Origin of the sequence: Ehrlichia japonica, assembly GCF_000632845.1 — a bacterium.
GTDB classification, from domain to species: Bacteria; Pseudomonadota; Alphaproteobacteria; order Rickettsiales; family Anaplasmataceae; genus Ehrlichia; species Ehrlichia japonica.
Genome location: NZ_CP007474.1, coordinates 1 through 13,872, shown reverse-complemented (window position 1 = coordinate 13,872; position 13,872 = coordinate 1). Strand labels below are relative to the sequence as shown.

At 29.2% G+C, this 13,872-nt stretch carries 13 protein-coding genes and 2 tRNA genes; 8 read left to right on the top strand and 7 right to left on the bottom strand.

Going from position 1 to position 13,872, the window contains the following annotated elements:
- The first annotated feature begins 2 nt into the window (after nt 1-2).
- Together EHF_RS00075 and EHF_RS00070 are read left to right on the top strand one after the other, a co-directional pair.
- Nucleotides 3-308 (top strand): YbaB/EbfC family nucleoid-associated protein, encoded by a 306-nt coding sequence (locus EHF_RS00075; protein ID WP_044193873.1) that lies wholly within the window; start codon nt 3-5, stop codon nt 306-308.
- Between the two features lie 12 nt (nt 309-320).
- Nucleotides 321-1,331 carry an aspartate-semialdehyde dehydrogenase gene (locus EHF_RS00070; RefSeq protein WP_044193871.1) on the top strand — a complete coding sequence of 337 codons (1,011 nt, stop codon included), beginning with the start codon at nt 321-323 and terminating at the stop codon, nt 1,329-1,331.
- Nucleotides 1,332-1,864: 533 nt separating this feature from the next.
- Here the strand turns inward: EHF_RS00070 and metK are convergent.
- A complete protein-coding gene (gene metK / locus EHF_RS00065; protein WP_044193869.1) occupies nt 1,865-3,046 on the bottom strand; it encodes a methionine adenosyltransferase in 1,182 nt (393 codons plus the stop codon).
- A gap of 421 nt (nt 3,047-3,467) precedes the next feature.
- On the opposite strand from metK, the gene EHF_RS00060 reads away from it, so the two are divergent.
- Together EHF_RS00060 and EHF_RS00055 are read left to right on the top strand one after the other, a co-directional pair.
- Nucleotides 3,468-3,544 (top strand) — tRNA-Arg (locus tag EHF_RS00060).
- Between the two features lie 66 nt (nt 3,545-3,610).
- Nucleotides 3,611-4,789, top strand: a complete 1,179-nt coding sequence (locus EHF_RS00055) for an FAD-dependent monooxygenase (RefSeq protein ID WP_044193866.1) — start codon at nt 3,611-3,613, stop codon at nt 4,787-4,789.
- On the opposite strand, the gene EHF_RS00050 is transcribed toward EHF_RS00055, so the two are convergent.
- Nucleotides 4,786-5,346, bottom strand: coding sequence for a hypothetical protein (locus EHF_RS00050; protein WP_044193864.1), 561 nt, complete (start codon nt 5,344-5,346; stop codon nt 4,786-4,788). The genes EHF_RS00055 and EHF_RS00050 overlap by 4 nt on opposite strands.
- Nucleotides 5,347-5,378: 32 nt before the next feature.
- Nucleotides 5,379-5,450, bottom strand: a tRNA-Gln gene (locus EHF_RS00045).
- Between the two features lie 276 nt (nt 5,451-5,726).
- Here EHF_RS00045 and EHF_RS00040 point away from each other — a divergent pair.
- From EHF_RS00040 to dnaJ, 3 genes are all read left to right on the top strand, one after another.
- A complete protein-coding gene (locus tag EHF_RS00040) occupies nt 5,727-6,569 on the top strand; it encodes a glycine--tRNA ligase subunit alpha (RefSeq protein WP_084475720.1) in 843 nt (280 codons plus the stop codon).
- Between the two features lie 15 nt (nt 6,570-6,584).
- Nucleotides 6,585-8,696: a glycine--tRNA ligase subunit beta gene (gene glyS, locus EHF_RS00035; protein ID WP_044193862.1), complete on the top strand. Its 2,112-nt coding sequence runs from the start codon at nt 6,585-6,587 to the stop codon at nt 8,694-8,696.
- A 63-nt stretch (nt 8,697-8,759) separates the two neighbouring features.
- On the top strand, nt 8,760-9,902 hold the full coding sequence (gene dnaJ, locus EHF_RS00030) for a molecular chaperone DnaJ (protein ID WP_044193861.1): 1,143 nt from the start codon (nt 8,760-8,762) through the stop codon (nt 9,900-9,902).
- 50 nt (nt 9,903-9,952) lie between these two features.
- Here the strand turns inward: dnaJ and nadC are convergent, their stop codons facing one another.
- Nucleotides 9,953-10,792 carry a carboxylating nicotinate-nucleotide diphosphorylase gene (nadC, locus tag EHF_RS00025; protein ID WP_044193859.1) on the bottom strand — a complete coding sequence of 280 codons (840 nt, stop codon included), beginning with the start codon at nt 10,790-10,792 and terminating at the stop codon, nt 9,953-9,955.
- Between the two features lie 95 nt (nt 10,793-10,887).
- On the opposite strand from nadC, the gene plsY reads away from it, so the two are divergent.
- Entirely contained in the window at nt 10,888-11,478 is a 591-nt protein-coding gene (plsY, locus tag EHF_RS00020; RefSeq protein WP_044193857.1) for a glycerol-3-phosphate 1-O-acyltransferase PlsY, read from the top strand.
- On the opposite strand, the gene ruvC is transcribed toward plsY, so the two are convergent.
- The 3 genes from ruvC to hemE form a co-directional block, all read right to left on the bottom strand.
- Nucleotides 11,475-11,945, bottom strand: a complete 471-nt coding sequence (gene ruvC / locus EHF_RS00015; protein ID WP_044193856.1) for a crossover junction endodeoxyribonuclease RuvC — start codon at nt 11,943-11,945, stop codon at nt 11,475-11,477. The genes plsY and ruvC overlap by 4 nt on opposite strands.
- A 1-nt stretch (nt 11,946) precedes the next feature.
- Nucleotides 11,947-12,771, bottom strand: coding sequence for a cytochrome c oxidase subunit 3 (locus tag EHF_RS00010; RefSeq protein ID WP_044193845.1), 825 nt, complete (start codon nt 12,769-12,771; stop codon nt 11,947-11,949).
- A 96-nt stretch (nt 12,772-12,867) separates the two neighbouring features.
- A complete protein-coding gene (hemE, locus tag EHF_RS00005; RefSeq protein ID WP_044193835.1) occupies nt 12,868-13,872 on the bottom strand; it encodes a uroporphyrinogen decarboxylase in 1,005 nt (334 codons plus the stop codon).

Here is a 13,872-nt window from a genome sequence, read left to right as displayed (position 1 = left end):
CTATGTACTCTAGCGATCAATTATCTAATTTACAAGATATTATAAAAAAGAAATTCTCTGATTTTCAAGAACATCAAAAATCTCAAATATTTGAGGGCTCATCACTTGGAGGAAAAGTATCTGTAAAAATTAGTGTATCCAATATGGTCATCTACCAAGTTATTGAAGTAAAATTAGACCCATCACTATTACAAGAAAAAGCTATCCTTATAGAAGATTTAATTAAAGCAGCATTCAATGATGCTCTAAAAAAGTCATCTGATCACAATAAAAATCTTGTAGGTTCTTTATTATCATTTGGTATATAACAGTAAAAAACCATGAGTTACAAAATAGCAATAGTAGGAGCTACAGGAAATGTAGGTAGAGTTGCTTTAAACATTTTAGCAAGTAGATCATTCCCAATAAAGGAAATTGTAGCACTAGCATCAAAAAAATCTATAGGGAAAAAGTTAAGCTATGGAGATAAGGTATTAGAAGCTCAAGATCTGGATAGTTATGATTTTACTGATACAGATATAGCAATTTTTTCAGCTGGATCTTCAGTATCACAGCAGTATGCACGAATAGCAGCAAATAAAGGATGTATAGTTATAGATAATACTTCTTTATTTCGTATGGAAGATGAAATTCCACTAGTAATTCCAGAAATTAATCCAGAAGATATAGCTCAGTATCATAAACATAATATTATTGCTAATCCGAATTGTTCTACAATACAAATGCTTTTAGCTTTAAATCCATTACACAAAATATCAAAAATAAAGAGAGTTGTAGTATCAACGTATCAATCAGTCTCTGGTACAGGAAAATCTGCAATGGATGAACTTTATTCACAGACTAAAGGTACGTTTATGAATCAAAGTATCACTCCTAAACAATTTACAAAAAGAATAGCTTTCAATTGTATTCCACACATAGATGTCTTTATGGAAGACGGTTCAACAAAAGAAGAATGGAAAATGGCTGTTGAAACAAAAAAAATATTAGATCATAACATAGAAGTAAGTGCAACATGTGTTAGAGTTCCAGTATTTGTATCACATTCTGAATCATTAAACGTTGAATTTCTCTCTGAGATTTCAGAAGAAGAAGCTTATGAAGCATTAGAAAATGCTCCAGGAATTATAATACTTGATAGAAGGGAAGATGGTGGGTATGCAACGCCACTAGATAGTGTACATGAAGATGAAGTCTATGTATCAAGATTAAGAAAAGATAAGACAGTAAAACATGGTCTTAACATGTGGCTAGTAAGTGATAACTTAAGAAAAGGTGCAGCATTAAATGCAGTACAAATAGCAGAAATACTTGTAAATGATTATCTTTAAAAAAATCTTTTACTTAAAATACTAATAAATATGTAACAATGTACAACACATAGTTAGTTTTACATTACTTACCTTTTATATATACATAAGTAAGATTGCCTCTTTAATTATCATATAATTGAGTAACCATATCTAATATTCAACATTATTAAATACTCTTTATATAAGAAGTAGATGTTTATACTTCTTAAGACTAAATATAAAATAGATGTAACTTTATAAATAGGATGAAACAATATTAAGTGCTGATAAATTTCATAAGAAGACAAATCTACGGTTACATAAAATTTTTTATTACACTACAAATGACAAATTTAGTGTAAAGAATATTTACCATAAGACGAAATTCATTTTTAATTTTAAATCAAATTTTCCTAAGAGAAAGCTTAATTTTTATGAGATACTCTTTCAAAATATTCAATTTATAAATAAGACGAAGCAACATTAAGTGCTTACAAACCCCATAAGGGGATAAATCTACATTATAAAATTTTTTATTACATAATCAATTACAAATTTAGCGTAAAGAATATTTATACAAGATGAAATTCATTTCTCAATTTTAAAGCAAAATCTTCTCTTTCCCAAGAGAAGCTTCCATTTTTATTAGGCACTCTCCCAAAATGTCCATAACAAGATGTAACTTTATAAATAGGATTAAGCAACATTAAGTGCTTACAAATTCCATAAGGAGATAAATCTACACTATCTTCTATAAAATTTTTTATTACATCATCACTGACAAACCCAGTACCAAAGGTATTTACATAAAATGAAATAGGATGGGAAATACCAATAGCATACGATAACTGAACTAAACATTGATTAGCTAATTTAGCAGAAACAATGTTTTTTGCTAAATAACGAGCCATATAAGCAGCAGATCTATCTATCTTACTTGGATCCTTTCCAGAAAAAGCTCCCCCACCATGAGGTACATGTCCTCCATACGTATCTATCATAATCTTACGACCAGTCAAACCACAATCCCCAACTGGACCACCTATAACAAATCTACCTGTTGGATTAACTAAAAAATTACTATCAGGACACATCCATCCTTCTGGTAAAGATTTCTCAACATAAGAATAAACAATATCTCTTATTTGACTTTGTGAAAAATCTTCAGAATGTTGTATAGAAAGTACAATATTAGATGCTTTAATAGGAATATTATCTTTATATAGCAATGTGACTTGTGTCTTTGCATCAGGACCAAGATTTGGTATTTCAAAATTTTTTACTGCAGAAACAATATTTTTTAAAATTAAATGAGAATAAAAAATTGGTGCAGGCATAAAAGTTTCAGTTTCATTTATTGCATACCCATATACTATACCTTGATCACCAGCACCTTGATTTTTACCAGAACTTACTCCAATAATAATATCAGGAGACTGTTCATGTATCAAAATTTCAATAACAACATATTTCCAATGAAACCCATCCTGTTCATATCCTATTTCTTCTATAACTTGACGAGTTATACATTCTACATCATATTTATTAACATTAACTCCACAGATTTCACCGCTAATTATTACCTTGTTTTTTGTTACTAAAGTTTCTATAGCAGCATGTACAAGTGGATTTAACGATATATAATAATCAAGTATAGCATCAGATATCTGATCAGCAACTTTATCAGGATGTCCATTAGAAACAGATTCGCTAGTTATAATGTACTCAGATGAACAATTTTGATAATAAAACATGTTAAAAACGTAAAACCAAGGATTTTTATAGTACCAAATCTTAAATAACTAAACAATATATAATATCCAACTTTTAATACATTATCCTAAAATTCATAACATATATACTTTACACTAGCTAAAAAATATAAATCTATATAAAAATAACTCTCAACTGTTAAATAAAATATAGAAGATAAGCTTAATATATAGAACAATATAAGAGTGTCATATTAGATATTTTAATAGATGAACATAGTTCAATATTTACACGTTATGATTATAAAATTGATAATCCCATAGCTTATATTACAGAAACTAAATATCTAATGCTTTAACAAAACATCTATTCAAATTAACAGATGCACATAACTTCTAATTACCAAAAAAACCTATAAGCTTGACAAATATGTTAATTAAAGTACCATTTCATAGTTATAATGTGTCCGTAGCTCAGCTGGATAGAGCATCAGCCTTCTAAGCTGTAGGTCAGGGGTTCGAATCCCTTCGGACACACCATAACATTAATAATTATCTAATTTTTAATTGTTAGAACATTTTTTATGTCTTTTGCGTGATTTTTTCATGAATAGTAGCAATAGCAAATACTACGATGTAGTCATTTCAGGAGCAGGAATAACTGGAATAATCACAGCAATAGCATTAAACCAGCTTTCTATCTCTATAGCTTTAATAGATAAAAATAAAATCTTATCATCAATACCAAAAGGCAGAGTATTTGCTCTATCAAGAAAATCTCAAGAAATACTAGATAAGTTTAATATATGGAACAATATAAAAGAACATTGTCCTATACTAGATATTTTAATAAAAGATGAAGACAGTTCAGTATTTACACATTATGACTATAAGTCTATAAGTGATAATCCTATGGGTTATATTGTAGAAAGTAAATTCCTATGTGATGCTTTTAGAAAGCATATAAAAAAAATAAATTTATATTCAGAATGCACATATAATTCAGTAAATATAGCAAATGACTTAGTAAGAATAGAATTAACTAATAACACAACATTAGTAACTCCATTATTAATATCCGCTGAAGGTAAAAATTCAAACCTAAGACAAATATTTGATATACCATCCATTAGTCACGATTACTCCCAAAGCAGTATTATTTGTAATGTAAAACATACAAACAACCATAATAACTTAGCTATAGAGCATTTTTTTCATGGAGGACCATTTGCAATATTACCTATGTATGATGGACATAAGTCTTCTGTAGTTTGGACAAACAAAACCCATATTAGTGAAATGTTTATGAAGCTAAGCAAACAAGCTTTTATGACAGAATTAGAAAAAAAATGTGCCCCATACTTAAATGATATCAGATTAGATAGTGAAATAAAGTGTTTTCCTTTACACTTAATGCTTGCTAAATGTTTATATAAAAATAGATTAGTATTGATAGGAGATGCAGCACATTCCATCCATCCTATTGCAGGTCAAGGATTAAATTTAGGTATAAGAGATATTGAAAAATTAGTAAATAACATAAAATCAGCAAAACAATATGGTATAGATATAGGTAGTGATTACATATTAAGAAATTTTTCTTACGACAGATATTTTGACAATTTATCTATGGCAGTTTTTACTACATGTATAGATGGAATATTTTCTAGGAAATCTTGCATAGCAAAAATTGCAAGAAGGGCTGGGTTATTCATAGTTCAAAATTCAGAAAACATTAAAAGCTATATGATAAAACATGCTATGGGAATAGGAAAATTAAATTAATTTTTGTCAATTATGTTATTATAATTCTCACTATCCTTTTTATTTTTTATACATAAAATCTCTGAAGTCATTTTATTTATTGATTCTTCTATTTCTATTATTGCATTTCTTTTTATTCTATAAAGTTCTTCACGATAATCAGTTTTTTCAAAATCAATATTATTCTTACCGTTAAATTCCAAGTTTCTACTATCATAAGTATCTTTTTTTAACATAGAGAATACATATTCAAATAGACTCCTAAAAAATCTACTCCAATTAATTTTAGAAATCTTCAAATAAAACCAAAAAGGTATAACTAATGATACACCTGCTTTAAAAAATATAGAGTAAGTTAGTGAACCAGAGTTATAATAACACCACTTTAAATACTTATAAGCGTAAATAGCAACATTTTTAGGATCTTTGTATGCAAAAGCAACACTAATTCCTTCTTTCATAGCTATAAAAATAAGAGAAGAAAAATAAAGAAATATTGCAAAAAACAGCAGATTAACTACAAGATTCTTTATTTTTCTTAATATAAAGGAGAATAACATGTATCTATAAAAAAACATAAGGTTAGCATGTAAAATTACTTGAAAAACGGCTGGGATGGAAGGACTCGAACCTTCGAATGACGGTATCAAAAACCGTTGCCTTACCACTTGGCGACATCCCATCTATACAAAAGACAACTATATAGTAATTAGCAAACATTACCTCATGATTAACAAAGATTATACTGATGAAACAAAAATGCAAGAAAAAATCAAACCATTAAAAATACACATACTAGTATATAACTTTTATATTTAATAAATAAATTATTATTATAATTATTTTAAATAAATTATATGTTTAATAAAAAAAATTAATAATATATAAAAAAATAAACCTTGTGTAATTTCCTGTTATTATTCTATAATATCGATAATTAGGATTGGTTATATGTTTTGTGAATTTTCAAAGTATAATAAGAAACTTACAATGTTATTGGGAAGAATATGGATGCACAATATTTCATCCATACACTTCTGAATTAGGAGCAGCAACTCTTCATCCAGCAACTTCAATGGCAGCAATATCAAAAAAGCCTTGGAAATTGGCTTACGTTCAACCTGTTATTAGACCATGTGATGGAAGATATGGTGATAATCCAAATCGTTTGTATCAGCACCATCAGTATCAAGTACTAATAAAGCCATCTAATACAGAGTTACAATCAGATTACTTAAAAAGCTTAGAAAAAATAGGAATATCTATTAAAACTCACGATATAAAATTTATAGAAGATGATTGGGAAAATCCAAGTATTGGTGCTTGGGGTCTAGGATGGGAAGTTACCTGTAATGGTATGGAGATAACTCAGTTTACTTATATGCAACAAGTAGGCGGTATTGAGTGTTCTTCAGCTCCAGGAGAAATTGCGTACGGTTTAGAAAGAATAGCAATGATAATTCAAAATGTTGACAGTGTATATAAAATATTATGGGATGATCATGGAACAACTTATGGTGATATATTTAAACAACGTGAATATGAATTTTCTAAATTAGCTTTAGATTATTATGATGTAGATATTCTTTTCAAGCAATTTAATGAAGCTGAACAAATATGCATTTCTTTAATAGAAAAAAAGCTGCCATTAGCAGCATATGATATTTGCACAAAAGCCAGTCATATTCTTAATTTACTTGAGTCTCGTGGAGTTATTGGAGTTAATGAACGTGCATCTTATATACTACGTGTACGTAAACTTGCAAATTTATGTTGTAGCTTATATACTCAGTGTCACTAAAATAAGTAAAATGACATGCCTTTAGAACTATTATTTGAATGCTTATCAGAAGAAATACCTCCTGAAATGCAGAGTAGTGCACATTCATACATGAATTCTTATGTAAAAAAAGAATTAAGTCGTCATAATATTAGTTTTGAGCTAATGAAGGTGTTTATAACTTCAAATAGATTAACTTTATATGTAAAAAATATATTTTATAACTTATCCAATAACACATTGAAAATAAAAGGACCAAGGGTATCAGAAAATAAAATTGCAATAGAAGGTTTTTTAAAAAAAGTTGGTAAAAAGTTAAGTGATCTTATAGTTTGCAAAGTTGGTAATGATAATTTTTATTATGCTGAACTTAGTAGTAGTGTAGAAACAAGTACAGAACATATAATTTTATTAATTATAGAAAATATGTTAAATAACTTTCCATGGGATAAAAAAATGAGATGGGGAAGTGGAAAAACATATTGGATTCGTCCTATATTAAATTTAATGTGTATACTAGACGGGAAAGTATTACCAATAAAATTTGCTGATATGGAAGCAAACAACAAATCCTGCGGTAACAGACTTATAAATAAAGAATTCTTTGAAGTTACAGATTTCAACTCTTATATTTTACAGCTAAAAAACAACAATGTAATTTTATGTCAAGAAGAAAGAATTAATTTTATATTAAACCAAATAAAAAATCTAACTGAAAAAAGTAATTTAACATGTGAAAATAATCAACAATTAATTAATAAATTAAACGGTACTTTAGAATACCCAGTAGTTATAATGGGATCAGTAGATGAAAAATTTTCTGAATTACCGAAAGAATTAATACTGAGCGTAATGCACAATCATCAAAAATACTTAGCTGTTTTTACAGGAGATAAAATCACAAACTTCATTACAATATCTACCATATCAAATGATAATATAATAAGAGGACACAATAATGTACTAAATGCCAGACTAGTAGATGCAAGTTTTCTAATAAAAAAAGATAAAGAATATGGTATTGATTACTACATAGAAAAGCTAAAACAAATAGTATTTCATGCAAAACTTGGTTCTGTTTTTGAAAAAGTGAATCGTATCATAGCTTTATCAAAGTACATTTCCATATGGATACCTCATTCTTCATTAATAAAAGTAGAAAGAGCAGCAAAGTTATCTAAATTTGATTTATCAACATTAGCTGTAAAAGAATTTCCAGAGCTACAGGGAGTAATAGGAGGGTATTACGCTTCTTACTTCAATGAACCATTAGAAATATCAGAGTCCATAGTTAGTCATTATGAACCAACAAATTCACAAAAAGAATGTCCTTCTTCTCCTATAGCAATAGCCGTATCTATATCTGATAAAATAGATAGTTTAGTTGGAATGATAGTAGCAGGGGAACAAGTCACTAGTTCCCGTGATCCTTTTTCTATCAGAAGGATGGCTATATCAATTATTAGAATAATACTAGAAAATAATCTTAATATACCAATAAAACTTTTAATAGAAAAATCTGTCTCGTTATACTCATTTGCAATAATGGAAAAAACTGCTATTGATAAAATTAAGGATGTAATATCAAGAACAAATAGAAGAAAGGATATTATTTCCTCTGTGATAGAGTTTTGTTCAAATAGATTCAAAATTATCTTAAAAGGAAACGGTATTAAAGAAGATATAATAAATGCTGTAATCGAAAGCAGAAAATTTAATAATCTGTTGTTAATAAAAAAAGAGGCTGAGTTTCTTAACGATTATATTTTTACCAAAAATGGAGCTGAAATAATAAAAGCATATAAAAGAATATGTAATATAATTACAAAGGAAGACAATCTCAATAGTATAAAAAGTCACAAATGCAACAAAAGATTATTTGTAGAAAAAGAAGAAATTGATTTATATAAAGAGATAAATTATCAAAAAAATAATATAAAAAGGTTAATAAAAGACAACAAATTTGAAGAATCGTTAGATAACCTTTATAATTTGAGTTGTTGTGTAAATAATTTTATGGATAATGTGAAGGTAAATGATCAAGAAAATAAAGATTTATGTAAAAATAGGCTTTCTATTGTTAAAAATGCCTTTTATATCTTTGACTTAGTTACAGATTTTAGTAAGATTAAAAATACACATAGGTAAGTCTTGAATTTTTTTTAAATCGTATATAAATATTTTACCTGATACTTATAAAGAAGAATTGGTATGAGCAAAAGCGACTATTATGACCTGTTAGGTGTAAGTAAGAGTGCAACACCAGAAGAGATAAAAAAAGCTTATAGGAAAATGGCACTGAAGTACCACCCTGACAAAAATCCTGGTAATAAGGAAGCAGAAGAAAAATTCAAAGAATTATCAGAAGCTTACGATGTACTTATAGATCAAAATAAGAGAGCAGCATATGATAAATATGGACACAATGCTTTTGATAATTCTGGAAGAGGTGGATTTGATTTTAACAATGGCTTTCCTGGCGATTTTTCTGATATATTTAATGATCTTTTCGGTGGAGGATTTAGAGGAGGAAGAGGATCATCTAGAAGACATGATGGTAGTGTTGCGGGATCAGACTTAAGGTTTGATATAGAGATAACCTTGGAAGATTCATTCAATGGTAAGAAGGTACCTATCAGTTATGTTACTTACATAAAATGTTCAAGCTGTAGTGGCTCTGGAAGTGAAGGATCAGCAAAATCTGTACAATGTAGTACTTGTCATGGTGTAGGTAACGTTAGAACACAACAAGGGTTTTTTACAATAGAAAGAACATGTCACATATGTAATGGGGAAGGAGAAATAATACAAAATAAGTGCAAAAAGTGCTCTGGAAGTGGTCGTGCAAGAGATGAAATTAATCTACTTGTTACTATTCCAAAAGGAATAGAAAGTGGTAATAAGATTAGATTAAATGGGAAAGGAGAAGCAGGTTATAGAGGTGCAAGGAGTGGAGATTTGTATGTTTACCCTAATATACAAAAACATAAATTCTTTACACGAAATGGAGCTGATCTTTATTGTAATGTACCTATAAAAATGACACTTGCTGCATTAGGTGGATATATAGAAATGCCATCTATAGATAGCACATGGACAAAAGTAAAAGTCCCAGAAGGATCGCAAAATGGAGATAAGTTAAGGCTAAAGGAAAAAGGAATGCCAATTATAAATTCATCTAAAAGAGGAGATATGTATATACAGCTAACTGTAGAAACTCCTGTAAGGTTAACAAAACAACAGAAAGAATTGTTACAAAAATTTGATGATGAACCTAATGTAGATTGCAATCCTCAGTCAACAGGTTTTTTCCAAAAAGTAAGAAGTTTCTGGAAAGATATAAGATCAAATTAAGTATTAATTGTTCATAGAGAATACACATAAAATGTTTAAATTTAACTAATTTAGTCACTGTTGTTGCATTCAATGTCAAGACCTATGTCTTTATTCTTGAAAGAATTAGTTATACAACCAATAGAAATATAATCCACGCCTGTTAGTGCAATGTTTCTAACATTTCCTATATTTACACATCCTGAGACTTCTAAAACTGCTTTTCCATTAACTATATCTACTGCTTCTTTTATTTCACTAACACTCATATTGTCCAGTAAGATCATATCCACATTATTATATAGTGATTCCTTAACCTGAGATATATTGTCACATTCAATAGCAATATACTCATTTTTTAAATTCATTCTAAGTCTTTGTATAGCTAAAGTTATGCTTCCACAGCTAGCTATATGATTATCTTTTATAAGCACACCATCGTATAAACTATTTCTGTAATTTTCTCCACCTCCGACATGTACAGAGTACTTATCCAATATTCTTAATCCAGGAGTAGTCTTTCTAGTACTACGAATTTTAGCTTTTGTACCAGATACTTCATCAACAAATTGCCTAGTAATTGATGCTATGCCAGAAGCATGTTGGATAAAGTTTAAAATAACCCTTTCAATAGACATTAAGCGTACTGCTAATGCTTCTCCGCTCACTAAAATACTGTTCTTTTCTGTTATATCCCCATCTTTCTTATGAGTTTCATATTTTATATATTTTTCATTCATGTTAAAAATTTCTTCCAATATAGGAATTCCACAAACTACTAAATTTTCCCTTGCATTTATATTAAAATTTACTTTTTCATTCATCAATATACTATTAGTAGTTATATCACCTTTTTCTCCTAAGTCTTCTTTTAATGCACTGTATATAATCTCTGAAAATGAAATATTCATATCCGTTACACCATTTTGTATCTTAATTATTATAACAATATTGAAGTAATGTGAAAATCTTATATCATTTTAATGTAAATTAATTGTAATATAGTATGAGTGTCCACATCATTATACTAGTATCATCTTATTTAATAGGATCTATACCATTTGGTTTAATATTATCTTATATGGGAGGGTTAGGTGATATTAGAAAAATAGGGTCAGGTAACATAGGGGCAACAAATGTCTTCAGAAAAAACAAAAAATTAGCTGCATTAACTCTGTTCTTAGACGCAACAAAAGGATTTATATCTGTCTTGTTAGCTAGTAATTATAGCTCAGACCAAACATTTGTTCTGATATCTGTTATGTTTTCTATAATAGGACACATGTTTCCTATATGGCTATTATTCAAGGGTGGTAAAGGTATATCAACTTTTTTAGGATCAATGGTACTTATTGAATATAGATTTACCATATGTTTTTTACTATGTTGGATTATATTTTTTGTAAAGTTTAATTATTCATCATTGTCGTCTATTATATCGACAACTTTTGTGATGTTACTGGTATATATGTGTTACACAGTAAATGATATCATAATTTTTTTCAATATAACACTGTTAATCATAACACAACACACTGACAATATAATACGAATATTTACTAGAAAAGAAGGCAAGGTAGATATAAAACCATATTAAAAATTCTTTTTAGAATAGGCATGACATAAGCCAACAGCTATTGCATCAGAAATATCATAGGTACCTAAGCATTTAATATTTAGAATCTTTTCTATCATAAAATGTACTTGTTCTTTTCTAGCATGACCGTTACCTGTAACTAATTTTTTTACGTAATTTGTTGAATATTCAAACACTGGTATGTTTATAATGTTCAGAGTTAACAATAAGATACCTCTAGCATAACACAGTGATATTGAAGATTTGGGATTCTTATTTACAAACACCTCTTCCATAGATGCACTGTCTGCGCTATGTAATTTAAGAATATTGAGAAGGTCTGTATGTATTTTGTTTAACCTTTGACTAGTAGTTTCTTTACTATTGGTTATAATAACACCTTTATCTATTAATTTTATATCTTTATCAATAGACAACACGCCCCACCCTGTACAGCTTAAGCCAGGGTCAAGACCTATTATTTTCATATTATGAACTTATCCAATACAAAAAAACAAACAGCAATAACCATATAACATCAACGAAATGCCAATACCATGCTGCACACTCAAAACCTACATGATTTTCTGAAGACAACTGATTTTTTTTTACCCGAAGCCAACATATAGTTAAAAATATTGTACCAACTATTACATGTAGCCCATGGAACCCTGTTATCATGTAAAAATTTGAAGAATATATGGCTTTTTCTCCAGTTTCACGGAAAGAAAATCCTGTGTGTAGATATTCTATAGCTTGAAATACAGAAAATATGATTCCAAGTACTATGGTTATCCCTAACATCTTTACTGTATTCTTATTGTCGTTGTTTATCAGAGAGTAATGAGACCAAGTTAATGTACACCCAGATAATAAAAGAATGACAGTGTTTAGCAAAGGTATAGACCAAGGATCGAGTCTAGTGATACCATCTGGAGGCCAGGATACAAGTTTGCCTGGTACTAGGTTATCAAGTATATGTACGGGAAATAGCCAAGCTTTAAAAAATGAACAAAAGAAACCAAAAAAGAACATTGTTTCTGAAAGGATGAGAGCAGCCATAGCTAATCTAAGTCCCTTTTTTACAATTTCAGTATGACAATTGTCTTTAATTGCTTCTGTAACTATGTCTTTCCACCACTTGTACAAGACTATACTGACAGAAGGTATGCCAATTGCAAGTACAAGCTTACCAATATGTAAGCCATGTATTGTTCCTACTGCTCCTAATGCTGTTATCAGTATTGTAAATGAAAACAGTAACGGCCATGGACTGGGATTTACTAAATGATGATCATGTAGCTTCCCTTTCATTTCAGTATCCTTAAAGACTATTTATTTATTGTGTTTCTATAGTTAAAGCAGTGATTTGTCAAGTTCATATTTTAAGGTATTGCTTTTAAAAATATATTAAATACTAGATCTTACTATTTCTATTAGTGCCTCGATATTGGCTATAGGAGTGCTTGGAATTATTCCATGTCCTAAATTAAATATAAATGGTTCATCCTTCATTATGTTGATTAGATCCCTTGTTTGAGACACTGCTTTATTTTTATCATATGCTACCAGATATGGGTCTATATTTCCCTGTAATATTGATGAAATATTATTTTTTGCCCAAGATATTGGAATGTTGTAGTCAATACTTGTAACTGACACTTTTGTTTTCTCTGAGAATTTTTTATACATTATCCCTGCACCCTTTGGAAAACCTATAATTGGAAATTCTGGGTAAGATTCACGTATGGATGATATTATTTTCTCTGTAGGATCTATTATCCACTTTTCGAATTCACTAGCTGGTACAATTCCTGCATTACTGTCAAAGATTTGTATTATGTCTACACCACTTTCTATTTGTTTTTTTAAATATGAGATTGTCACTTCTGTAATCTTTTCTATTATTTTTTCTAAACTTCTATCTTGTAAGTAACACATCTCTCTTATTTTTGAAAAATTTTTATCTCTTCCTATCATGTAGGATGCTATGGTCCAGGGTGCACCTGCAAATCCTATTAGTGATATATCCTCCTGTAGTGATCTTTTAACTTCTTTTATACCTTCGAAGACATTTTTAAGATGGTCTAATACTATTTCTTCTGGGATATTGATTTCATCATAACTTGATATTAATTGTAGTTTAGGGCCATCTTCTTTTGTGAATCTTACCTTACAACCTAGAGCATCTGGAATTACTAGTATGTCTGAAAACATTATTGCTGCGTCCAAGCCGAACCTTCTTACCGGTTGCAATGTAACTTCTTTCATTAACTCTGGTGTATAACACAGTTCTAGAAAGCTTCCCGCATTTTTTGCTACCTCGTGGTACTCTGGTAGGTATCTTCCAGCTTGCCTCATGAACCACACCGGCACCCTCTTTTGCCTGGATCTACTTGTTATGGTTTTTAACAT